The organism is Pedobacter sp. HDW13 (genome assembly GCF_011303555.1).
Taxonomy (GTDB): Bacteria; Bacteroidota; Bacteroidia; order Sphingobacteriales; family Sphingobacteriaceae; genus Pedobacter.
In genome coordinates, this window is sequence record NZ_CP049868.1 from 3360981 (window position 1) to 3383886 (window position 22906).

20 protein-coding genes are annotated in these 22906 nt (G+C 41.9%); 12 read left to right on the forward strand and 8 right to left on the reverse strand.

The window, feature by feature from the left end; translation table 11 throughout:
• Nucleotides 1-33: 33 nt before the first annotated feature.
• The 7 genes from G7074_RS14290 to G7074_RS14315 all read left to right on the forward strand — a co-directional run bounded on the left by G7074_RS14290 (nucleotide 34) and on the right by G7074_RS14315 (nucleotide 8593).
• Nucleotides 34-2502, forward strand: a complete 2469-nt coding sequence (locus tag G7074_RS14290) for a PIG-L family deacetylase (RefSeq protein WP_124558397.1) — start codon at nucleotides 34-36, stop codon at nucleotides 2500-2502.
• A gap of 100 nt (nucleotides 2503-2602) precedes the next feature.
• Nucleotides 2603-3121, forward strand: a complete 519-nt coding sequence (locus tag G7074_RS27230) for a hypothetical protein (RefSeq protein WP_240916308.1) — start codon at nucleotides 2603-2605, stop codon at nucleotides 3119-3121.
• Nucleotides 3122-3162: 41 nt separating this feature from the next.
• Nucleotides 3163-4296: a hypothetical protein gene (locus tag G7074_RS14295; protein ID WP_240916309.1), complete on the forward strand. Its 1134-nt coding sequence runs from the start codon at nucleotides 3163-3165 to the stop codon at nucleotides 4294-4296.
• 423 nt (nucleotides 4297-4719) lie between these two features.
• The gene (locus tag G7074_RS14300) at nucleotides 4720-5343 is read left to right on the forward strand and encodes a bifunctional 2-polyprenyl-6-hydroxyphenol methylase/3-demethylubiquinol 3-O-methyltransferase UbiG (protein ID WP_124558399.1); all 624 of its coding nucleotides are present in this window, start codon (nucleotides 4720-4722) and stop codon (nucleotides 5341-5343) included.
• Between the two features lie 208 nt (nucleotides 5344-5551).
• The gene (locus tag G7074_RS14305) at nucleotides 5552-6070 is read left to right on the forward strand and encodes a DUF2911 domain-containing protein (protein WP_124558400.1); all 519 of its coding nucleotides are present in this window, start codon (nucleotides 5552-5554) and stop codon (nucleotides 6068-6070) included.
• A gap of 176 nt (nucleotides 6071-6246) precedes the next feature.
• Nucleotides 6247-8331 carry a glycoside hydrolase domain-containing protein gene (locus G7074_RS14310; RefSeq protein ID WP_166209019.1) on the forward strand — a complete coding sequence of 695 codons (2085 nt, stop codon included), beginning with the start codon at nucleotides 6247-6249 and terminating at the stop codon, nucleotides 8329-8331.
• 70 nt (nucleotides 8332-8401) lie between these two features.
• A complete protein-coding gene (locus tag G7074_RS14315) occupies nucleotides 8402-8593 on the forward strand; it encodes a hypothetical protein (protein WP_124558402.1) in 192 nt (63 codons plus the stop codon).
• 115 nt (nucleotides 8594-8708) lie between these two features.
• Here G7074_RS14315 and G7074_RS14320 read toward each other — a convergent pair whose 3' ends face one another.
• Nucleotides 8709-9812: a DNA alkylation repair protein gene (locus G7074_RS14320; RefSeq protein ID WP_166209022.1), complete on the reverse strand. Its 1104-nt coding sequence runs from the start codon at nucleotides 9810-9812 to the stop codon at nucleotides 8709-8711.
• Between the two features lie 132 nt (nucleotides 9813-9944).
• Here G7074_RS14320 and G7074_RS14325 point away from each other — a divergent pair, with 132 nt between their 5' ends.
• Nucleotides 9945-10802 carry an NAD(P)-dependent oxidoreductase gene (locus tag G7074_RS14325; RefSeq protein ID WP_124558404.1) on the forward strand — a complete coding sequence of 286 codons (858 nt, stop codon included), beginning with the start codon at nucleotides 9945-9947 and terminating at the stop codon, nucleotides 10800-10802.
• A gap of 120 nt (nucleotides 10803-10922) precedes the next feature.
• On the opposite strand, the gene G7074_RS14330 is transcribed toward G7074_RS14325, so the two are convergent.
• Genes G7074_RS14330 through G7074_RS14340 form a run of 3 tightly spaced genes read right to left on the reverse strand, consistent with a single transcriptional unit; the run spans nucleotide 10923 to nucleotide 12845 of the window.
• Nucleotides 10923-11324: a DUF1634 domain-containing protein gene (locus G7074_RS14330; protein ID WP_124558405.1), complete on the reverse strand. Its 402-nt coding sequence runs from the start codon at nucleotides 11322-11324 to the stop codon at nucleotides 10923-10925.
• A gap of 8 nt (nucleotides 11325-11332) precedes the next feature.
• Entirely contained in the window at nucleotides 11333-12166 is an 834-nt protein-coding gene (locus tag G7074_RS14335; protein ID WP_124558406.1) for a sulfite exporter TauE/SafE family protein, read from the reverse strand.
• A gap of 4 nt (nucleotides 12167-12170) precedes the next feature.
• Complete coding sequence (locus tag G7074_RS14340; RefSeq protein WP_233603790.1) at nucleotides 12171-12845, reverse strand: FadR/GntR family transcriptional regulator; 675 nt, start codon at nucleotides 12843-12845, stop codon at nucleotides 12171-12173.
• A gap of 203 nt (nucleotides 12846-13048) precedes the next feature.
• Between G7074_RS14340 and G7074_RS14345 the strand changes: the two genes are divergently transcribed.
• Genes G7074_RS14345 through G7074_RS14360 form a run of 4 tightly spaced genes read left to right on the forward strand, consistent with a single transcriptional unit; the run spans nucleotide 13049 to nucleotide 17834 of the window.
• On the forward strand, nucleotides 13049-13438 hold the full coding sequence (locus tag G7074_RS14345; protein WP_124558407.1) for a BlaI/MecI/CopY family transcriptional regulator: 390 nt from the start codon (nucleotides 13049-13051) through the stop codon (nucleotides 13436-13438).
• A gap of 25 nt (nucleotides 13439-13463) precedes the next feature.
• On the forward strand, nucleotides 13464-15365 hold the full coding sequence (locus G7074_RS14350) for a M56 family metallopeptidase (protein ID WP_158673981.1): 1902 nt from the start codon (nucleotides 13464-13466) through the stop codon (nucleotides 15363-15365).
• 22 nt (nucleotides 15366-15387) lie between these two features.
• Complete coding sequence (locus tag G7074_RS14355) at nucleotides 15388-15999, forward strand: carboxypeptidase regulatory-like domain-containing protein (RefSeq protein WP_166209025.1); 612 nt, start codon at nucleotides 15388-15390, stop codon at nucleotides 15997-15999.
• Nucleotides 15981-17834, forward strand: a complete 1854-nt coding sequence (locus tag G7074_RS14360) for an outer membrane beta-barrel family protein (RefSeq protein ID WP_166209028.1) — start codon at nucleotides 15981-15983, stop codon at nucleotides 17832-17834. Before G7074_RS14355 ends, G7074_RS14360 begins: the two co-directional genes overlap by 19 nt.
• A 117-nt stretch (nucleotides 17835-17951) precedes the next feature.
• Here G7074_RS14360 and G7074_RS14365 read toward each other — a convergent pair whose 3' ends face one another.
• From G7074_RS14365 to G7074_RS14380, 4 genes are all read right to left on the reverse strand, one after another.
• Complete coding sequence (locus G7074_RS14365; RefSeq protein WP_166209031.1) at nucleotides 17952-19241, reverse strand: gluconate:H+ symporter; 1290 nt, start codon at nucleotides 19239-19241, stop codon at nucleotides 17952-17954.
• An 81-nt stretch (nucleotides 19242-19322) separates the two neighbouring features.
• Nucleotides 19323-19505: a hypothetical protein gene (locus G7074_RS14370; protein WP_124558411.1), complete on the reverse strand. Its 183-nt coding sequence runs from the start codon at nucleotides 19503-19505 to the stop codon at nucleotides 19323-19325.
• A gap of 161 nt (nucleotides 19506-19666) precedes the next feature.
• Entirely contained in the window at nucleotides 19667-22216 is a 2550-nt protein-coding gene (locus G7074_RS14375) for an ABC transporter permease (protein ID WP_240916310.1), read from the reverse strand.
• A complete protein-coding gene (locus G7074_RS14380; RefSeq protein WP_124558412.1) occupies nucleotides 22194-22883 on the reverse strand; it encodes an ABC transporter ATP-binding protein in 690 nt (229 codons plus the stop codon). Before G7074_RS14380 ends, G7074_RS14375 begins: the two co-directional genes overlap by 23 nt.
• Between the last annotated feature and the right edge of the window lie 23 nt (nucleotides 22884-22906).

The window sequence follows — 22906 nt, forward strand, 5'->3', positions numbered from 1 at the left end:
TTGAGCATATTTGAGTTTCGCAAAACAAATAATATGTTCAAAAGACTAACTGCCATATTCACCCTATGCTTACCGGTAATGTTCTGTGCCGCCCAACAAGTGCGCCCGGCAAAATCGGCCGAGATTTACCGTGAACTGAAAACCTTAAAGCATTTACCAAAGGTTTTATACTTAGCTGCCCACCCCGATGATGAAAATACAGGCTTACTATCATGGTTAATTAACGAACAAAATGTAGAAACAGCTTATTTATCGCTTACCCGCGGTGATGGTGGACAAAATCTTTTGGGTACTGAGCAAGGCGCTGCTTTGGGCTTGATTAGAACACACGAGCTTTTAGAAGCACGGAAATTGGATGGTGCCCAGCAGTTTTTTACCCGCGCCATTGATTTTGGTTTCTCTAAAAATACAAACGATACTTTTAAACAATGGGATGCCGATAGCATTACTGCCGATGTGGTTTGGGTAATCCGGAAATTCAGGCCGGATGTGATTATCTGCCGTTTTCCGCCTACTGCTGCGGCAGGGCATGGACAACATGCAGCTTCGGCTGTAGTGGCCGAAAAGGCATTTAAGGCCGCTGCCGATAAAAATATGTTCCCAAATCAACTGAAATACGTTTCGGTTTGGCAGCCCAAAAGGTTACTTTGGAATACTTTTAGGTTTGGTTCGGTAAATACCACAGCCGAAAATCAGTTGAAGCTAACTGTTGGTCAGTACGATGCGCAACTGGGTATGGGCTACGGAGAACTGGCCGGATTGAGCAGAAGTTTGCACAAAAGTCAGGGTGCCGGTACGCAGTCGGTTGCCGGTGTACGTTCTGAATATTTTACGCATGTAGCAGGTGAGCCCGTTAAAAGAACACTTTTTGATGGTTTAAGCATGAACTGGTCGGACAAAGGTGTGGGCGATATTGATGAATTGATTGATATTATCCTATTATCTTTCAACTATAACCAGCCCGATAAAAGTTTGCACGGACTGCTGATGCTACGCAAAAAAGTAGCCGAATTGTCTGATGCAGATTTGCGCAAAGATAAACTTGCGGCCATTGATCATATTATTTTAAGCTGTGTAGGTTTTATGGGCGAAGTGGTGACCAATCAGCCCGAAGCCATTGCGGGTAACAGCTATAATTTCCGTTTAAACTTAATTTCGAGATCTGCAACTCCGGTAACTTTAGAAAGTGTGAACTGGTTAAATCAAACCGATAACCTCAATAGAAAACTATCAGGTGATTCGTTGATTACCATCGAACGTAAAATCCAGATTCCTGCTGATGCCTTGCCTACAGAACCCTACTGGCTGGCCAAACCTGCAAAAGATGCCGCAACTTTTAGCGTAGCAAACGATACCTTAATTGGTTTGCCTGAAGTGCAGTCGCCTGTTAATGTATTGCTTTCGCTAAAAATTGAATCCGAGAAATTTGATGTGCAGCTTCCCTTATCTTTCAAAAAACTAGATCCGGTTAAAGGCGATGTAGTTGAGGGGCTTCGCATTATCCCGGCGCTAGATTTGAATTTTACCGAACCGGTTTACTTTGCCAAAGAGAAAGAAGGTTTAAATGTTACCTTACGTTTAAGGGCCAATAAGAATATCAATTACGGTAAAATCAGTTTCAAAATTGGCAACCAGATTGTTAAAACTTTTGGGGGCGTTAATCTGGCCGAAAACACCATCAATACCCGAAATTTTTTAATCCCCGCTGAAGATTTGGCAAAAATTAAGTCAAGTCAGAACAAGCTTGAAGCTGTTTTTTCTTCAGAGAGTGCCGAATATACCAAAGGACAGGTCATGATTCAATATCCTCACCTTCCAACTTTACAGTATTTTGTACCTGCCACAACCTGGTTAATAAAAGGTGATGTAAAAGTATTGGCTAAAAAAATAGGCTATATTGAAGGAGCTGGAGATTTAATCCCCGAGTTTTTAAGACAGGCAGGCTTGCAGGTTGATGTATTAACGGAAGCAGATATCCTGAATGCGACAAAACTGGCTACATACGATGCAGTGGTAACCGGTGTGCGTGTAATTAATACGGAGAAGCGGATTAAAAACTGGCAAACGGCATTGCGGAGTTACGTAGAAAACGGTGGTACCATCGTAATGCAGTACAATACTACACAGGATATGGCACTGCAGGATTTCGGCATTTATCCTTTGAGCATTAGTGGTAAGCGGGTAACTGAAGAAAATGCTGAAGTGAAAATCTTAAAGCCAGACCATAAGTTGTTGAATTATCCCAATAAAATAACTGCTGAAGATTTTAAAGGCTGGGTGCAGGAACGCGGAGCTTATTTTCCTGATAAGTGGGATGATAAGTACGAAACGCTTTTCGAAATGCACGATACTGATGAAGAACCATTGCAGGGATCTACCCTGTATGCCAAATATGGTAAAGGAAATTTTATTTATAGTCCGCTGGCGTTCTTCAGACAATTGCCAGCCGGAAATGTGGGAGCTGCCAGGTTATTTTTTAACTTTTTATCAGCTGGTAAATAATGAAAAACCAATTAAAAAACTGGAACACCTGGTATATCCTTTTAGCGCTTGCGCTGGTGTTTCAGATTGTATTTTATTACCTGTTTACTAAATTCTGGGCATGAGCAATATCGATTGGGCAGTATTGATATTTACGCTTTTTGCTGTAGTGGCCTATGGTGTTTTTATTGGCCGTGGACAAAAAAGTAATGCTTCTTATTTAAAAGCCGATAATAAAATACCCTGGTACATTGTGCTATTGGGGATTATGGCTACGCAAGCCAGCGCCATTACCTTTTTGTCGGCTCCCGGGCAGGCCTATACTGATGGGATGCGCTTTGTTCAATATTATTTTGGTTTGCCTTTGGCCATGATTGTAATCTGCATTACTTTCATTCCCATTTTTCAAAAACTGAATGTTTATACGGCGTACGAATATTTAGAAAACCGTTTCGATAAGAAGACACGCGTGCTCACTTCGCTTCTGTTTTTGTTTTCAAGGGGGCTATCAACTGGGATCAGTATTTATGCGCCCAGTATTATTTTATCGAGTGTTTTAAACTGGAATATTTATTTAACCAACATTCTTACCGGTGGTATTTTGTTGATTTATACTTATGTAGGGGGGCTAAAGCCATAGCGCATACGCAGAAACTGCAGTTTTTAATTATTTTGGGTACTATGGCTTTTGCCGGCTATCTGTTAATTCAGCACATGCCCGATGGAATCGGTTTTAAAGATGCACTTTACCTGGCCGGTAAATCGGGTAAATTGAATGTAATCACTACAGAATTCGATTGGAAAGATAAATACAATATCTGGAGCGGACTGATTGGGGGATTTTTTCTGGCACTTTCTTATTTTGGCACCGATCAAAGTCAGGTGGGGAGGTACATTACGGCAAAAGATAATACCAATGCCAAAATGGGATTGCTGTTAAACGGACTGGTTAAAATACCTATGCAGTTTGCTATCCTGCTAATTGGGGCTTTATTGTTTGCTTTCTTTTCTTTAAAACCAGCGCCCATTTATTTTAACGAACGTTCGTATCAATATTTAAAGGAAAAAGAACCACAGCAAGCTGCTGCTTTTGAAAAAGAACACAACGCATTACAAAAACAATTTACGCAACAATCGCACCAAATACTGGCAGAAAAAGAAAAGCAATCGCCATTATTAAGTGCTTCGATAGCCGATTTTAAATCTACGCAGAACAAAGTGAAAGACCTGCATGCAAGGGTAGAAGAGGCCATTAACCAATCGAACTATAATGCCGAGAAAACAGATACCAACTATATCTTTTTATATTTCGTGAAAAACACGCTGCCAGTAGGTATGGTGGGATTACTTTTTGCTGTAATATTTCTGGCCAGTTGGGGTTCGATCTCTGCCGCACTCAATTCGCTTGCGGCATGTTCGTTAAAGGATGTGCATCTTATTTTTGGGGCAAAAGCACCGGATGATGAAACAGAACTCAAATACAGCCGGCTACACACGCTTGCCTGGGGAATTTTTTCGATCGCCGTAGCTATGTTTGCCACGCAGATGGGGTCGCTTATTGAAGCGGTAAATGTTTTAGGCTCGCTTTTTTACGGACCAATATTGGGTATCTTTCTTGTCGCTTTTTACTTCAAAAAAATTGATGGCCCTATAGTTTTTATTTCAGCGATACTCGCCGAAATTGTGGTGATTGCAGTATATAAATTTGATATTATTTCCTTTTTATGGCTTAACGTAATCGGTGCTGCTGCAGTAATTGTGTTTTCGCTGCTGGGCTTGTTGTTTCACAAGCCGAGGGCGGTGGTGAGTGAATAGGAGAGGTTTCTACCTTGGTGATTGTCATCCTAAGCTTGTCGAAGGACTTGGCTAATTTTTGCTTAATCGAACTAACTTTCCGTAGAGTTCCGAAGGGTTCTACGAATTATGAATGGAAAAGAGTCTTCGACTCGTTCTTTGCCATTGAGTTTACAAACTCAATCTTATTTGCCAATCCGTAGAGACGCTACGTTTAACTCTACGAACAGGATATTATTTTAGCCGGTTATAGAACACCAGACGATATTAACATAGTTTGTTAGGCTGCGCGGAGTCGAAGACGATACAATTCAACTACGGTCATCAACTTATCAATTTTTAACCAATTGGCCTATCTTCACAAGCAATTTAGCGTTCACTCACTCAAAATTCAATATCTTTATTTTGTTGGCTAATCAGCCATTTTAAACAAAATCATTACCTATGAACGAAGCCTGGATAAACAGATGGGACGATAGATACCGTACCGAAGAGTTCGCTTATGGCGAACAGCCCAATAATTACCTTAAAGAACAATTAGAAAAACTAAATAGTGGCACTATACTTTTTCCGGCTGAAGGCGAGGGCCGCAATGCCGTTTTTGCTGCAAAGCTCGGTTGGAAGGTTTCGTCCTTTGATATTAGTGCCGAAGGTAAAAACAAAGCCATTCAGCTTGCTGAAAGTAACCATGTGAGCATCGATTATCAGGTGGGTGAGTTGCAGCATCTGGATTACAAAGCAGAACAATTTGATGCCATCGCATTAATTTATGCACATTTTCCGGCGGAGATTAAATCAGCTTATCACAAAACGTTAGATCGTTATTTACGTAAAGGTGGATTGATTATTTTTGAAGCCTTTAGTAAAAATCACCTTGACTATCTTGCCCGTAACGAAAAAGTTGGTGGGCCAAAAGAACTCGATATGTTATTCTCTATCGAAGAAATAAAATCAGATTTCACCAATTACGAAATTGTAGCGCTGGAAGAAAAAGAAATCGAGCTGAACGAAGGTGTGTTTCATAACGGGCTGGGATCAGTAATCAGGTTTGTGGGCCGGAAGAAATAGAACAGTAGCTTTAATCGGAATGGTAGATTGGTGTTGTTTCGGTCGGGTGAGGACACCAACCGATAGGAAAACTATACAGACAGGATTTGTTCCTTAGGATACCTGTATCGTCATTCCGGTATCAATTTATTTAGTATTATTGTTTTATCGCGCTAAAGCCATAAATTCGTAAAATCAAAAGAACAGCAAAACAAATAAAAATAATACTATGAAAACGATGATCAAATCAATCGCTATGTTATTTACAGCAATTACAATTTCTGTAAGTGCAATGGCACAAGATGCGCAGCCTAAACCAAGTCCTGCAGCAACTGCAACAGGTAAAATTAAAAGTGCAACCATTACCATTAATTACAGCAGCCCTGCGGTTAAAGGCCGTAAAATTTGGGGTGGCTTGGAAGCATGGGATAAAGTTTGGCGTGCCGGAGCAAACGAAGCTACTACGTTCGAAACTGATAAAGACATTACCGTTGAAGGTAAAGCATTACCAGCTGGTAAATACAGTTTCTTCTTAATCCCGAAGGAAAGCGGAACCTGGACAGCTATTTTTAACAAAGAGCCTAAACAATGGGGTGCTTACAAATATGAAGAAGCTAAAGATGCTTTACGTGTTGATGTAAAAACAAAAGCTTTAAAAGCAACTCAAGAGCGTTTGGTTTATAAAATTGGCAAAAGCGGTTTCTCTTTAGATTGGGATAAGATTTCTGTTCCGGTTGCTGTGAAATAAATTTTAAAACACACACGATATTAAAGCCATTCCGATACCCGGAATGGCTTTTTGTTTTTAAGCGTTTACCGGGCTTACCAAACCGTAACCAGATACATTTTTGTAAAGAAGCTAAAACATAACCGCCACTTCATCTTAAAATGTTATTTTGGCGCAATTTATAAACCAAACCTCAAATGAAGTTTTCTGTTCAAATAGTAGGGGCTCTATTGTTCTTCTCGTTAAACGTTTTATCACAACAAAAAACGAATATATTTTCCGTTAGTTCGGCAAAACCTGTTGATCAGGTAAATGTTTTTTTAGGCTCATCTGCAGACCATGGGCAGATGTCGCCGGCCGCGTCTTACCCTTTTAGCATGTTAAGCATTGGTCCTCAAACTTACCCTAAAACGCATACCGGTTACGAATATCTTGCCAAGAAATTTGAAGGCTTTACCCATAACCGTTTCGAAGGGGTAGGATGCCAGGGATCAGGCGGAAATATTTTTATCAAACCTTTCTTAGGCGCTGACCCGGCACAATCAGAATTAATCAAAGCATCAGAAAAAGCCTCTCCTGGCTATTACGAAGTTGGCTTTGAAAATAAAATTAAAGCCAGTTTTACTGTTTTAGGCAAAGCCGGCAAACATGCCTATCAGTTTCCGGTTGGGGCTAAAGGCTTTTACCTTGATTTAGGTTACGCTTTTAACGGTGCTTTTGTGGCCGAAGAACATGAAGTGAACGGCAATACTGTTAGCGGTTGGATTACCTCACGCACAACCTGCGGTGCCGGTAAATACAAATTGTTTTACTATCTGGAAATAGGTGAAGATGTATCCTGGAAAGTGCTTGATGAACATAAGTTAATCGCAACACTACAGTCCGGTATAACCACAGCAGGTATTAACATTGCCCTTTCATCGGTAAGTGTAGCTGCCGCAAAGGCTTCTATCAATAAAAATGCATTTGCTGCAGTAAAAGCGCAGAGCCATGAAGACTGGAATACCAATTTGTCTAAAATTGCAGTAAATGGCGATTTGGAAAGTGCAAAATTATTCTACTCGCTATTGTACCGCACCATGCAATCGCCATACGTTATTTCAGAAACTGACGGTGCCTACCGCAACACCAAAGGCGAGGAGCAAAAAGATAAGGAAATTCGTTACAATGGCTGGGCCATCTGGGATAATTACCGTACGCAGCTGCCTTTACTTTCGCTAGTTGCGCAAGACCGTTACGCAGGTATGGTTACCTCAATTGCCGATCTTTATCAATCAGGCAAAAAAGATTATGCCGGCCAAAATGAGCCTTCCAATACCGTGCGTTCAGAGCATGCCATTGTGGTGTTGCTTGACGCCTACCGTAAAGGTTACCCAGTCGATTTTAATAAAATTGCCGATTCTCTGGTAAAAGAAGTAAATGGTTTGGATTATAAATCGCCTGATAAAGCTTTAGAATCGAGCTACGATAACTGGGCATTAGCCGAAATATTCAAGATATTAAAGAACAAGGAAAAATCTGATTTTTATCTGGCAAAAGCCCTGGAGTATAAAAAATACTGGAACAAAGATTTTAAAGACATGAGCAAGAACGATGTAGACCGCATGCAGGCCAGAGGTTTATATCAAGGTACCATTTGGCAGTACAGGTGGTTTGTGCCTTACGATTTTAAAGGACTTGTTGAGCTTGATGGGGGAGAAGAATCATACCTGGCGAAGCTTGACGAATTTTTTGCCCACGATTTGTACAACCACGCCAACGAACCCGATTTACAGGTGCCGTTGATGTACAATGTAACCAAATCGGGATATAAATCGCAATACTGGATGCATCAATTGGCTGCGGATACGGTAATCCAGAATTACTTTAACGACAATAGTCGCGGTATTGGCAGTTATATCGGTAAAATTTACCGCAACCAGCCACATGCCTACCTGCGTACCATGGATGACGATGCAGGTGCGATGAGTGCCTGGTATGTCTTTGCAGCCAGTGGTTTTTCTCCCGCTTGCGTAGGCTGGCCTGTTTATTATTTAAATGTGCCTTTGTTCCCAACGGTTACTTATAGCCTGCCAAAAGGAAAAACCTTCAAAATTGAAACCGTTAATTTTAGCTTAAAAAACAAATACATTAAGGAAGTTTTCCTGAATGGAAAGCTCTTTAAGAAAAATTATATTACACAAGATGATATCAATGCCGGAGGTATTTTAAAGATTGTTTCAAGTGCAACACCGGTTAAAGTTTCTGATACCGAAAACTGGATTTCCAGTCTCGAAAATTAACTTGAAAAATTAAGCTTAACCGACAAACATATTTAAAGTTGTCCTGTTATTGTAGTATAAATTCGAGATCATGGCACCTTTAAAATTAAGCGAAGAACAACATGCTACATTAAGCAACAGAAACACGACAGCAGAAACCGATGAGCAACCTTTAGCCCTTCATCCCGAGGCCTACAAAGTTAAAGGACCATCGCCCGATAAGATGAAAACTGTATCGGCCTCTTTGAGGAATTATGCCCACGGTTTGTACGGATTGCTGTAAAACACCATTTAGAAAAAACTCAACATACAAACAAAAGAAGCCGGTTTTATAAAAGCCGGCTTCTTTTGTTTTTTATAATCGTAAACCGAAATTGAATTAGTTGAATAAAGGTTGTTTATGCTTTAAGGTCAAAATTTTCCAGTTCCTTTTCTGCGCCATTGATAATTATCGAAACCTGGTGGTCGCCCAAATGGAATTTTCTTGTGGTAATTAATACGAATTTTTGTTTGCGGATAATGGCTACCTCGGCACCCGCCGTATAAACCCTTTCAGAAATTTTATATACTTTTTTGGTGTTCTGCCCATTTTGCTTTTTGTAATATACGGCATACTCTAGCCTTACCTTTTGTTCTGTAGGGTTTTCGTTGCGGATAGAAAATGAGAAAGCCAGACTTTCGCCAATTTTTACCACCGGGGTCAAAAGCTTAAAATCTTTCAATACAATGCCGGTATCATCCAAACCGTAATGCTTCAAAATTTCGGTGTGGCCCTGTTTTAAAAGGGTGCGGCTACCGTGTTTAATCAGGGCATCGGTTTCGGTACTTAAACCCGACCATCTTTTAGCTACCGCCAAAACCACTTGCGGGTGATCTTTCGCAATATCGTTCAAACTGTTGGCTACACTTCTCCTTACATATTCGGAAGGGTCGCTTTTAAGGTTTTCTAAAATCGGTAAAATGGAGGCAGGGTCTTTTTTCAGAAAAGGAATAGCCATCGCCCATGGCAGGCGGGGTCTGCTGCCCTCGCTGGCAAGCCTGCGCACCTTATGGCTTTCGTGCACCGACCATTGCTGCATGCGTAAAATCATTTCGTTTCCGTACTTCAAAATAAAGGGACGTACGGCAAATTCGCAGCTTACAAACTGGGTAACAAATTCCAGTGCCTCTACCGAATTTTCGAAATCATCAATTCCATAAGTTTCAATATAATCGGGCAAAAACATATAGGCTAGGCCATCTTCGCCAATACCCTGAACCCTTAGCTGTTCTATTGTTTTTTTGAGGAGTGTAATTCTCTGTGGATAAGCTTCAGGTAAAAAATGATGCAATACTTTTGAAGTGTGTTTCATTCTTTCTTTCAGTTCCATCGAATCAAATTCGGGCACAAAAATATTTTGAACGAATTTTTGCTCATCAAAAGTGGGAATGGTGGCGGTTAAGGCACCGCTTAACCTGTTGTAAAATGCGGGTGAATATAAATCTTTTAGCGGGCTGGCCATAGGTAGTTAAATAGGAAATCAAAGTTAGCGCAATAAAGTTTTATTTTGTTTGGCCAACATCATTTTTACCAGGCTGGTAAACGATTTCAGCTTTTTCTTTGCCACATTTGTTTATCAACAAATAACAGCAAAATGAACACAACAAAAATAGGCTGGATCGGATTGGGCAACATGGGCATCCCAATGGCTACACAACTGATTGAAGCAGGATACGAAGTTAGGGTATATAACAGGAGCAAGGCCAAAGAAGGCACTTTAAAAGAAATGGGCGCTTTACTGGCACAAACGCCAAAAGATTTAATTGCACAAACTGATGTAGTATTTGTAATGGTGAGTGATGATGCGGCAATTGAAGCCATTTTTAATGATACAGATGGTGTTTTGAGTGCAGAAGTAGCTGGAAAAATCATCATCAATATGAGTACGGTTTCTCCATCGATCTCCCGGCAAATGGCTGAGGCATGCACAGCGAAAGGTCTCCATTATTTAGATGCACCTGTTTCAGGCAGTGTAAAGCAGGCTGAAACAGGTCAGCTGGTGATTATGGTGGGGGGTGATGAGCTTGCTTTTAACGAAGTTAAACCTATTTTAGAAAAGCTTGGAAAACTGGCCATGCGCGTGGGCGAAACAGGAGCAGGCAATAGTGCAAAGCTGGCGATCAATTCACTATTGGCTTTATACGCCCAGGGACTGGCCGAAACGGTAGTATTTGCTAACGCGCAGGGAATTAAAACCGAAGATCTGCTCAACCTGATTAATAACGCGGCTATTGGCAATATTTTTACCAAAATTAAGGGTGACGCTATTGTAGCTGATCAATATCAGGCTGCCTTTGCACTGAAACACATTGTGAAAGATCTAAATCTGGCCAAAGCAGAGGGAATTTCATCACCTTTGGCTAAAACGGCATTACAAACTTTCGAATCGGCTTCGATAAGATACGGTGAGGAAGATATAATTGCGGTGATTAAAGAAGTTAAGGCTGATTAAGGCAACCTATCGGATGGTGTTTGCACCAGCCGATAAACTAATATTGGTCGGTGGGAACACCGACCAATACGATAAATCCGTAGAGACGTACTTAACTCTACGAATAGGATACCGAAAATATTAAACTTTCAATCCACTAAAAGTGCTGAGAAGAATAACACCCAATACAATTAGTGTAATGATAACATATAGTTTGTCTTTTTCCAGCATAAATGCAAAAAGTGAAAATACGATCCGCATAATGGGTGTAATAATTAATAGCAGCACTCCAAACTGGATAATAGCCATGGGTTTAAAGGTAAAAAGCCCCAGAAAGATCCCTTCAAAAGTGATGTAACTGTCTTGTTCTCCTTTAAAGATATGGTAATCGGGTCGTGGTCCGTTTCCGTTTTGGACTAAAAAAAGTACTCCGCCCAATAAAACAATCAGGCTTGCGGTAATTACCCCAAAGCGTAATAACTGACCAACAATTTTTTCTACATCCCGATCGCCGATAAGCTGTTTTGATATTGAATTTTTCATAATTGTATTTAAAATTGATGGTGATAACCGTTATAAATCATTTCGAAGGCCACAAAGGTGATCGCAATACAAAAGATAATCCGCAGGGTAGAAGGATTGATATGCGTTAACAATTTTGCACCTGTAAATGCGCCACCCAATACCCCAAGTACTACGGGGAAAGCGATGCCCGGATCCATGTAACCCCGTTGCAGATAAACCACAGCGCTGGCCGCCGCCGTTACCCCAATCATAAAGTTACTGGTTGTGGTACTCACCTTAAAGGGGATTTTCATGGCAGTATCCATTGCCAGTACCTTTAATGCACCTGAGCCGATACCTAGTAAGCCCGACATTACGCCCGCTACTGTCATGATCGAAAAACCTGCGCCCACATTTTTGAGTTTGTAGGCTACGTTGCCTGATGGGGTAGGGTAGCTGCTGTTCAGTTTTAAAACCGCCGATAAGTGACTGCCTTCCGTTAAAGCCTCTTGGTTCTTTTTTCTAAGCGTCATGGCGGCAGAGAAAAGCAGTACACAGCCAAAAAGTATAGCAATGGTATTGGTAGGGGTATAAATGGCAATTAAAGCGCCTAAAACTGCACCAAGTGTAGTGGCAATTTCGAGGAACATGCCCAGCCGGATGTTGGTAATACCTTCTTTGATATAAGCACTGGCAGCTCCCGATGAGTTGGCGATAGAAGCCAATAACGCTGCACCAATGGCATAGCGGATATCGACATGGAAAACAAGGGTAAGCAGTGGTATAACGACTACGCCGCCACCCAAACCGGTTAACGACCCAACTAAACCCGCAAGGTATGCTCCAAGGATTAAAATCAGGGTAAAAGTTAAAATTGACATGATATTAATGGTTATTGTTCAATATGGTAATGGTTGTTTCGCGAGCCGCATCGGCGTTTCCATCTTTTATCGCGTTAAATAAAGCCTGATGTAGGTGATGGCTCATGGCAAAATGTGCAATGCCCGATGGAGCTCTTTTGGCAAAGAAATCACGAATAATAACGGTAAAGCTTTCGTAAAGATCGGCTAAAACATGGTTGCCTGATGAACGGGCAATGGCCAGGTGAAATTCAATATCAGCATTGGCGCAATCCAGCCGCGATTCTTTTTCAATAGCCAACTTTCTGTTTTCCAGTGCTGCAGCCATAGCTTCCAGATCGGTTGCTGTACGGTTTTGGGTAGCCAGCAATACAATTTCCTGCTCCAGGATCGATCTTACGTGATTAATTTCTTCAAAATCCGATCGGCGTAACCTTTGTTCAATCGGTTCGGTTGGTACTGCATTTACCAAAGTGCCGAAACCCTGCTTAACAGTAAGTATACCTGATAAAGTGAGCGATTTTACCGCTTCGCGAATGGTAGATCGACCTACTCCGTAAAGCTCCATCAGGGCTGGTTCGGGTGGTATTTTTTCACCCGTCTTAAATTTGCCTGCTTTAATGTCGTCCCGAATTTTAACCGAAACCTGCTCGAAAAGTTTACTTTCCTGTTCCATAGCTTTGAATTTATATGCAAACATACGATGTTTATTTTAAACATCAGATGTTTGTTGTCTTTTTAATCTCATTTCTCGCTATGAATTAAAAGGGGAGCTGAAATATTTTTATTGTCGTAAATTTTTTATTGCTGATAATGAGGTGTTTATGTTGTTTACGGCATGGGTTTTATAAAAATAATTAAGCTAATATTTGTATCGTACGAAAAGTATCGTACCTTTAGGATATGAAAGTGAATCAAACTGAAAATAATCTACCCGAACCTACCAAAGCTGAATTAGAAATATTGCAGGTTTTGTGGGAATTTGGTCCTTCTACAGTTCGGTTCGTGAACGATCAGTTAAATACGCAACGGGAAGTGAATTATACTTCAACCCTTAAACAGATGCAGATTTTAACAGAGAAAGGAATTTTAAAGCGTGACGAAAGCCAAATGAAGCACATTTATATTCCGGTTGAGGCAGAAGAAAAAACCAAAGTACAATTGTTAGATCGTTTTGTAAATACCCTGTACAAAGGATCGGCATCGCAACTGATGATGCAGCTTTTAGGGAATGAAAAGACATCTAAAAAAGAAATCGAAGAGATTAAGCGGCTATTGGATAGCATGGAATAATTAATAAATGCTAAAAAACACCATTATGGAATTTAAACTGGTTAACCTTTTACCCGAGAACTGGCTGCATGCTTTAGGCGCAACACTGTTTCACTCGCTTTGGCTGGGTGTAATTTTGGCCTTGCTGGCAGGTTTGGTAATGTTTACCACCCGTAAGGCAAGTGCTGCTTTACGCTACAACCTGCTAACCGTTTGTTTAAGCCTGTTTGTTGTTGCCATTGCTTTTACTTTTTATACAGAACTTCAAAAACCGGTTATTGCTGCACAATTGTTTAGCAATAACCAAAAGGTAGTTAATCTTTCTCCTGCTGATGGGCAAGCTATTACCAGTGTGCAGGAGAAAATGAGTGCTGGTATGAACCAGGCCCTTTCGTTATGGAATGCCTATACCGTACAGATTGTTTTGATCTGGTTTTTGATCATCTGTGGTAAAAGTATCCAGCTTATTGTGGGTTTAAATAATGTTTACCACTTGCGTAACCATGCAATTTATGCTGCGGGCAAAAAATGGGATGTAAAACTGGCCGAACTCGGTGAGAAGCTGGGGGTAAGCCAACCAATTAGCCTGATGCAATCGGGTATTGCGCAAATGCCTATGGTTGTGGGGCATTTTAAACCTTTGGTATTAATTCCGCTGGGCTTGCTTAATGGTTTGTCAACTGCCGAAGTAGAGGCCATTCTCGCACACGAGCTTGCACACATTAAACGCAAAGATTATCTGGTAAACCTGCTGCAGAGCTTTATCGAAATCGTTTTCTTCTTCAACCCGGCGGTACTTTGGGTATCGCAATTAATAAAAACAGAACGCGAGCACTGTTGCGATGATTTGGCCATCGCTTGTGTAAACGATCGTAAAAACTACGTTCAGGCCCTTGTAGTCTGTCAGGAGTTTAAGCAGCGTGCACCTGCTTATGCCATGGCGGTTACGGGTAAGCAAGGTAGTCTGCTGCAAAGGGCAAGCAGGATGTTATTTAACACCAATTCAACTTTAAACAAAATGGAAAAGACAATATTAACCATCGCACTGGTTTCGGTAGTGGTTTGCACTGCTGCATTTAAAAGTGTTGGCTATGCAAAAACAGTTACCGGAAATAAAATATCAAGCGCTATTCAGGTAGTACAGGATTCGACCAAAAAGCGTGTAGCTGCTAAGGGAACGAAACGCAGCGGTGAAGAAGCAAAACAAGGCAAATCTGCTGAGCAAATGGAGCGCGAAATTGCGGCTAAAATGGATCGTACCGAAAAGTCGTTACAAGAAAAAAACAGGGCCTCAATTGAAAAGGAACAGGATATTAAAGCCCGGATAGAAGATCAGAAACGTGCAAGAGAAGATAGAAGAATGGCAGCAGAGGATATAAAACGCGCTAAAGCCGATAAAGAACTGGCTAAGCATGATGCTGAATGGGCAAAAGAAGATGCAAAATGGGCTAAGGAAGACGCTAAATGGGCAAAAGAGCATGCTGACGGAAGAGGTTATGATATGCCACGCCCGCCGCGCCCGCCACGACCAGCCAGAGTACCACGACCAGCCAGAGCGCCAAGACCTGTAAGCTCATATACCATACCACCTATGCCACCAACTCCTCCTACGCCTGCAACGCCGGCTACACCTCCAACTCCGCCAACTCCACCGGCTTATGGCAGTACTACAACCAGAACAGGTGTTGAACGGACGGTTACTTCTAAAACGGTAACCAATGGCGATGGCCACGATTATACCAGCGAAATTAATCAGCAGATGATCAAAGATGGTATTATCAGCAGCACAAACAAACTCTCGTATAAGCTTAATAAAGATGAGCTGATTGTAAACGGTGTTAAGCAAAGTGCCGATGTACAGAAAAAATACAAGCAAAAGTTCTTAAAAAATGAAGGACACTCGCTGATGTATAATTTCATGGTAGAGAACCACAAAACCAATTTCTAAAAAGCGCTAATCTAACCCCTTCATGAAAACAATAATTGTGGCCCTGTTGGCCATGTGGATGAATATTGCCTTTACTTTTGCTCAAGCTCAAACGCCATCATCCAAAATTTATGGCCGGGTATTGGATGCCGAAGGCAAAAACATCGAATTTGCTACCGTGGCCCTGCTAAAAGATGCGGTTTTGTTGAAAACCAGCTTTACCGAAGCTGACGGACGTTTTGGTTTCGATAAGCTCGCTTACGGCAGGTATCTGCTTAAAGTATCAGTGGTAGGAGCATCCATTTACCAAAGCGACACTTTGCTGGTGGATGCAGCACATACCAGTATCGCATTAGCCGATATTAAAATGGCTACCGGTATCAATAACCTTAAAGAGGTAACGGTTGCTGGTCAAAAAGCTTTTGTTGAGCGGAAAATAGACCGTATGGTAGTGAATGTTGATGCACTGATTTCGAATGCAGGCACCACAGCACTGGATGTGTTAAGCAAATCACCTGGTGTAAGTGTCGATCAGAATGGAGCCATCTCGCTTAAGGGAAAAAATGGGGTGGCCATTTTTATCGATGATAAACCTACCTACCTTTCGGGGGCGACCTGGAAAACTACCTGCGCTCTTTGCCCTCTTCATCACTAGATCAGATTGAACTGATGACCAATCCGCCGGCCAAATATGATGCGGCCGGAAACGGAGGGGTAATTAACATCAAAACCAAGAAAACCAAAACGGCAGGTTTTAATGGTGGGATTAACCTGAGTCTGAACCAGGGGCAAATGAGCCGTTCGAACGATAGCTTTAATTTTAATTACCGTAAGGATAAGCTGAACGTTTTCGGAACACTGAGTTACAACCTCAACAACAGTTTTACCGATCTGGATTTGAACCGAAAATATAAAAATGACGATGGTAGTGCCAAATCCTACTTTAACCAGAATTCATATTTCCGCAGGCAGGGCCACACCTTTAACCTGAAAACAGGCCTTGATTTTTATGCTACTGAAAAAACAACCTGGGGCGTGGTGTTTACAGGGATGAACCGGATTTCGAAACAGGTAAACAACAATACAAGTAACCTATCCAATGCAGCTATGCAACTTGATTCGGTCATCCGTGCTGAAAATATCGATCAGATTAAGTACCAGAATGCCGGGGTTAATTTAAATTACAGGCATAAATTTAACAAGACAGGCAGGGAACTAACTTTCGATGCAGATTACCTCCTTTATCACAACCAAACTGATCAAACTTATTACAATTTCAGTTATCTGCCCAATATGGCTTTGAAGTATCAGGATGTTTTAACGGGCGATTTACCTTCGAATATCGATATTTATACCGCTAAAATAGATTATAGCCACCCGCTGGCCAATAAATGGAAGCTGGATGCAGGAGCCAAGTCGGCCTATACCAAAACAGATAATACCGCAGGTTATTTCAATACCTCGAACGGAAAAACTGCTCCCGATTACGAAAAGAGCAATCACTTTTTATACCGCGAAAATATCAACGCAGCTTACCTGAACATGAGCAGGGAAGGGAAAAGATTTTCGTTACAGATAGGGCTACGCTACGAAAATACAGTTTCGAACGGGCACCAGCTTGGTAACCTAATTAAGCCCGATTCGAGTTTTAAACGTACTTACAATAGCCTGTTCCCAACATTTTATCTTTCGTACAAGCTCGATACAGCAGGTAATAACCAGCTGGGCTTAAACTACGGTCGCCGCATTGACCGTCCTTATTATCAGGATCTGAACCCTTTCTTTTCACCGCTGGATAAGTTTACCTATTATGTGGGTAATCCTTTTCTAAAACCTTCGTTTACACAGAGCTTAGAACTATCGCATACCTTTAAAAGCAAAATAACCACCACCTTAAGTTACAGCTGGGTGCGCGATGAGGTAAATGAAACCATTGAAATTTTAAATGGTACCTACTATAGCCGTCCGGCCAATGTGGGTAAAACCAGGGTCGCTAATCTTTCTGTTAATGCAGAAATTGATTTAACCAAATGGCTTAAACTGAATGCTTATACGGAGGTGGGCAGAATGATTTCGAAGACAGATTTCTATACTGGTTATTTGGTAACCAACGGTACTTTTTTCAGGGCTTATCCAAATCTACAGTTTAAAATCAGCCCAAGCTGGAGCGCCGAGTTAAACGGACAATACCAGAGCAAGTTTTCTAACGTACAGTTTTTATTGGGATCAGTACACGAGTTTGGCGCAGCAGTACAGAAAAAATTGAGTCCAAAAAGTACATTGAAATTAACAGCTGGTGATATTTTTAGAAACCGCATATTTAATGGGATAATTAACAACCTGGCCGCTACCGAGGCTAACTGGGTAAATCGACAGGATTCGAGAAGAATGGTTTTAAGTTATAGCTACCGCTTTGGTAAGGCTTTTAGCACACCATCTAATCACGAATCATCGGGGGCAGATGCAGAGAAGAACCGGGTAAAGAATTAGTAGGGCAATCCTAACCGGAGTGCAACGGAATACCTGCAAGTAGCTATCTGGAAAATTTATAGTGCTGGTAGATTGCTCAGTTACGTTGCACTCCATTCGAAGTGAGGATCAAATAGCTTACACAATCTGGTTCAATACAAGCACGCCAACCAAACCCAATACAGATACCAAACTTTCCATCACCGTCCAGGTGCTGAAGGTTTCTTTTAGCGTGAGGTTAAAATATTCTTTAAACATCCAGAAACCCGTATCGTTAACGTGCGAGAACATCAGACTTCCGGCACCAACTGATAAGACCATCAGCTCGGGTGGGGTACCCGGGCCAATTAAGGGTAAAACCATGCCTGATGCAGTTAATGCTGCAACTGTGGCCGAACCCAAAGTTACCCTGAGCGATGCCGTAATGAGCCAGGCTAACAGCAAAGGAGATAGGTTTAAACCACCGGTAAGCTGTTTTACCGTTTCGCCCATGCCGCTATCAATCAAAATCTGTTTGAAGGCGCCACCTGCCGCAATAATTAGCACAATCATGGCAATGCTTTTTACCCCTTCGGTACAAGATTCCATCGCTTTAGCAATCGACGCTTTTTGCAGCATTAAGGTAAGCACTACCGATAGGAGCAGTGCGGCAGTCGGATCGGCGAGAAATACAAAGATGGCTTTACCGGGGTAATCCATCTTAAGGCTACTACCCAGTGTACCCGCAACAATTAAAAATACTGGTAACAGTGCCGTAATAAAACTTTTAGAAGCCGAAGGCAGGTTGTCGTCCTCATTAATTACAAAGCCATCTTGTATAACGTTTGTGCTTCGTTTTAAGAGCAGCCTTGGTAAATATACCCCTGCAATAACTGCAATGGGCAAACTTAAAATTAATCCATAAATCAGTGTTTTTCCAATGTCGGCATGAAATATACCAGCCAAAGCTACCGGGCCCGGGTGCGGTGGTAAAAAGCCGTGTGTTACCGAAAGCGCTGTAGCCATAGGTAGCCCAATGTATAGTTTGGACAGACCTGTTGCCGAAGAGATAGCAAAAACCAGGGGGATTAAAACCACAAATCCGGCATTATAAAAAAGCGGAATGCCAACCAATAAACCAGTTAAAAGCACTGCCCATTGGATGTTTTTTTGACCAAAAGCCTTAATGAGAATGAATACAATCTTTTTGGCAGAACCACTATCTTCAATCAGTTTACCCATCATGGCACCAAGTGCCAAAACCATTACCATGCTGCCCAGTGTACTGCCAATGCCGTTGCTTATGGCGCTCATTACTTTGGCTGCCGGCATACCCAAAAGCAAACCAGTAATAATGGCTACAGCCAGCAGGGCAATCATCGGGTTGATCTTTTTCAAAATCAAAACAAACAACAGGAGGATACCAAGAAGTAAGATGAATAATGACATTTGGTTAGGAGTTTAAGGAGGATGATTAGTTTTATTGACAGCTCTACCTAGATTAATAGGTGTCTGTGAAAAGCATGACCGCTATTTTTTAACCGTAATGGTTCTACCGGTAACCAGTGTAAATTCGTAAATGCGGTACAAACCATCATCTTTAATTTCTATGCTTTCTACCAGGCCTGTTTTGCTGAAAGTATCGGTTACCATGCTGCCAATCTTTACATCCTGAAGCACATCAGTTGGGGTATCGCTGTTTAATCTGATCATAAAGGTAAAAGTATCAAAATTCTATGGTTTTAGCCACGGATGCACGGAATCCACGGAAAATGTTCTGTTATTTGTCTCTATGTTCTTCGTGCCTTCCTTTGTGGGCTCTGTGGTTGAATATTGCGACTAAACCAGCGCCACCCGCTTAGCGCTTTCCCCCATTAGCCCTCCGTTCTTAAAATTTTTAAAGGTGGTTGCTTGAGGATACTTCTTGTACTTAAAACTCCAGTAATCACCACCAGCAATACAATTGAACCAAACAATAGCAGGGTAGAAAAAAATGGTGGTGTAAAGGTCGCATCAAAACTAAATTTAGCCAGCGCCCAGCTTCCGCCAAGTGCCAGAATTAATCCTGCGCCTGCTGCAAAGGTGCCTAAAAAGAAATATTCAATTGCATTAATCCGGATGATCTGCTTACTGCTGGCCCCCATGGTACGAAGTAAAATACTCTCTTTTATCCTTTGGTTTTTACTCGTTAACACCGAAGAAATTAACACAATCCATCCGGTTACCATGCTAAAACCTGCCATAAACTGAATTACGAAACCGATTTTGCCCAAAAGCTCATCCAGTAATTTTAACACCAGGTCTAAATCGATTACCGAAACATTTGGGAATTGCCGCACTACCTCTCCCTGGAAACGTGCCGAAACCTCGCTCGAGGGAACCCTGGTCATCAATACATGAAACTGCGGCGCCTCTTCTAAAACCCCTGCCGGAAAAACAACCCTGAAATTGGTTTGCATCCTACTCCAGTTTACCTCCCTTAAGCTGCCCACTACTGTAGGGATCATCATGCCCTGTACGTTAAAAAGTATTTTATCGTTTAAACCCACCTTAATCTGCTGGGCATAACGCTGATCGAGTGAAATGTAAACCATTTCGCTGGCTTTTACATGGCCAGTCCATTTACCGGCAGTAATCTTTTCAGCTGCGGTAAGGGTATCCTGGTAAGTGGCTCTGATTTCGTTACGGTATGCCCTGCGGTTGTTGGTATCAGCAGTCGATTTTTTGCCGTTAATCTCCTCAATACGCATGGTAATTACGGGTACCTGATTCATTAAAGGCAGTTTAAAAGCTTTGGTTAGGCTGTCTAATCCTTCCTTTTGCGTATTCTGGATATCAAACATTACCATGTTGGGCTGATTGTTACCTGATGAGAGGCTAACCCGGTTCATTAAAATACCTTGCACAAAAAAGAGGGTACAGATAAAGGTGGTTGAGAGGCCAATAGATACCGTTAACATTAACGTTTGGTTGTTAGGCCTGTACAGATTGGCAAATCCCTGCCGCCACAGATAACCAGCAGTGCCAGGCAAAAGTTTCCTAACCATAAACATAAGCAGTTTAGACAGGATAAGGAGTAAAATAAAGGCGATGGCAATGCTGAGGGTAAAAAACAGCGTTTGTACCCCGGTTTTCATCTGTAAATGTGTAAAACCCGCAATAAAAGCGGCCATAAGCAGATATACCAGCCACAACAAGGGATCTTTCCTACCCCGGCCTCTTTCGAAAGAAACCCGTATGGCATTTAGTGGCGAAATTTTGCGCACCGCTAAAAGCGATGGCAGGGCAAAGAGAACGGATATGATGAGCCCGAGTAAAATCCCCTGACCAACTGCGGGCCACGAAACCTGCATGGTGATTTCGATGGGTAGAAAATCTTTCAACACCCAGGGAAGCAAAAACTGTATAGCTGTGCCTAACAGCGCACCAATAACAGCTGCAATTAAGCCGATAAAAAAGACCTGGATCAGGTAAATTAAAAATGCATGTCGCGCTTTTAAACCCAAACAGCGTAAGGTGGCAATGGTGGCCAGTTTTTCCTGAATATATACCTGTATGGCACTACCTACACCTATGCAACCCAGTAATAAGGCTATAAAGCCCGATAAAGCCAGAAAACGGCTAACATCTTTGAACGATCTGCCGGTCTGTTCTTTTCTGGATTCGACAGTTTCGGCATCGAAACCTTCTTTCTCGAGTTTACTATCTGTTTTTTTTACCCATTCATCAATTTTCGACGGGTCGTTAAATTTAAAGTAAAACTTATGGTTAATCCGGCTTCCTGTTTTAATCAGATTGGTTTTTTCGAGGTATTGTAGCGGAATGTAAACGGTTGGGGCAATGCTTGCCGAAATTCCGGTTTGGCCGGGTGCCTTGGTTAGTGTGCCCAATATCTTAAAGCTTAGGTCACCAACTTTTACCGAGTCGCCAACCTTTGCATCGAACTGCAGCATAAGGGTTTTATCAACCAGCGCATTTCTGTCTAATTGAAAGCTTTTTGCTGCTGCCACAGGAATGGTTTCAATAGCGCCATAGTAAGGATACTTTCCTTTCAGTGCTTTCATTTGCACCAAACGGCTGCCGCCACCTTTCTGGAAATAAATCATCGAGGCGAAGGTTTTTTCCTGCGCTCGCTCGTCGCCTAATGTATCGAGCATGTTGTTCATCACATTGCTTACACCTTTCCGGCTATCCAATACAAGATCTGCTCCTGTTAGTTCTTTTGCCTGTGCATCGATATCTTTTTGCAGGTTATCTTTAAAAGAATAAACGGCTACCAGTGCAGCGATGCCCAAAACGATAGCCGAAATAAAAAGCAACAAGCGCGAACGGTTTTTCCGGCTGTCGCGCCAGGCCATTTTAAGTAACCACGAAAGTTTAATGCGTTGTTTCGGAATGGTGCTATGCATAAGTCGGGTTTTCATCTGAAAGGATTAAACCACCTTTAATTTTGATAGTTCTAGAGGTGCGGGCTGCAAGTTCAAGATCGTGGGTTACAATAATTAGGGTAGTTCCGGCATCTTTATTTAAATCGAAAAGCAGCTTAATTACTTTCTCGCTGGTTTCGGCATCGAGGTTTCCGGTAGGCTCATCGGCAAAAAGAATGGCAGGTTGATTGGAGAAGGCCCTGGCGAGCGAAACCCGCTGCTGTTCTCCACCCGATAATTGAACGGGATAATGGTGCGCACGATCGGCGAGTCCAACTTTATCCAGCAGTTCTAAAGCATGTGCTTTAATGTTTTTTGCTCCCCTTAATTCCAGCGGAACCATTACATTTTCTAAAGCAGTTAGGGTTGGCAATAACTGAAAATTCTGAAAAATAAAGCCTACATATTGATTCCTTACAGCAGCGCGCTCATCTTCGTTTAATTTTTCGAGGGCTACGCCGTTAAGTTCTACGGTGCCACCACTAGCCCTGTCGAGGCCTGCGCACAAACCCAGCAAGGTAGTTTTACCGCTTCCTGATGGACCGGTTATGGCTACTGTTGAGCCTGCAGAGATCGAAAAATTAATCTGATCGAGAACGGTTAATTCGCGTCCGGCACTTTGATAAATTTTGCTTACATTTCGGATGTTCAATATGCTTTCCAATAGCTGATTTTTTAAGGTTTGCG

Excerpts from the sequence above, each read along its gene's own strand:
- G7074_RS14375 (WP_240916310.1), bottom strand. The coding sequence starts at position 22,216 with ATGAAAACCCGACTTATGCATAGCACCATTCCGAAACAACGCATTAAA.
- G7074_RS14340 (WP_233603790.1), bottom strand. The coding sequence starts at position 12,845 with ATGTTTGCATATAAATTCAAAGCTATGGAACAGGAAAGTAAACTTTTC.
- G7074_RS14315 (WP_124558402.1), top strand. The coding sequence starts at position 8,402 with ATGGCACCTTTAAAATTAAGCGAAGAACAACATGCTACATTAAGCAAC.
- G7074_RS14300 (WP_124558399.1), top strand. The coding sequence starts at position 4,720 with ATGAACGAAGCCTGGATAAACAGATGGGACGATAGATACCGTACCGAA.
- G7074_RS14295 (WP_240916309.1), top strand. The coding sequence starts at position 3,163 with ATGGCTTTTGCCGGCTATCTGTTAATTCAGCACATGCCCGATGGAATC.
- G7074_RS14325 (WP_124558404.1), top strand. The coding sequence starts at position 9,945 with ATGAACACAACAAAAATAGGCTGGATCGGATTGGGCAACATGGGCATC.
- G7074_RS27230 (WP_240916308.1), top strand. The coding sequence starts at position 2,603 with ATGAGCAATATCGATTGGGCAGTATTGATATTTACGCTTTTTGCTGTA.
- G7074_RS14320 (WP_166209022.1), bottom strand. The coding sequence starts at position 9,812 with ATGGCCAGCCCGCTAAAAGATTTATATTCACCCGCATTTTACAACAGG.
- G7074_RS14365 (WP_166209031.1), bottom strand. The coding sequence starts at position 19,241 with ATGTCATTATTCATCTTACTTCTTGGTATCCTCCTGTTGTTTGTTTTG.
- G7074_RS14345 (WP_124558407.1), top strand. The coding sequence starts at position 13,049 with ATGAAAGTGAATCAAACTGAAAATAATCTACCCGAACCTACCAAAGCT.
- G7074_RS14355 (WP_166209025.1), top strand. The coding sequence starts at position 15,388 with ATGAAAACAATAATTGTGGCCCTGTTGGCCATGTGGATGAATATTGCC.
- G7074_RS14305 (WP_124558400.1), top strand. The coding sequence starts at position 5,552 with ATGAAAACGATGATCAAATCAATCGCTATGTTATTTACAGCAATTACA.
- G7074_RS14330 (WP_124558405.1), bottom strand. The coding sequence starts at position 11,324 with ATGAAAAATTCAATATCAAAACAGCTTATCGGCGATCGGGATGTAGAA.
- G7074_RS14290 (WP_124558397.1), top strand. The coding sequence starts at position 34 with ATGTTCAAAAGACTAACTGCCATATTCACCCTATGCTTACCGGTAATG.
- G7074_RS14335 (WP_124558406.1), bottom strand. The coding sequence starts at position 12,166 with ATGTCAATTTTAACTTTTACCCTGATTTTAATCCTTGGAGCATACCTT.
- G7074_RS14310 (WP_166209019.1), top strand. The coding sequence starts at position 6,247 with ATGAAGTTTTCTGTTCAAATAGTAGGGGCTCTATTGTTCTTCTCGTTA.
- G7074_RS14350 (WP_158673981.1), top strand. The coding sequence starts at position 13,464 with ATGGAATTTAAACTGGTTAACCTTTTACCCGAGAACTGGCTGCATGCT.
- G7074_RS14370 (WP_124558411.1), bottom strand. The coding sequence starts at position 19,505 with ATGATCAGATTAAACAGCGATACCCCAACTGATGTGCTTCAGGATGTA.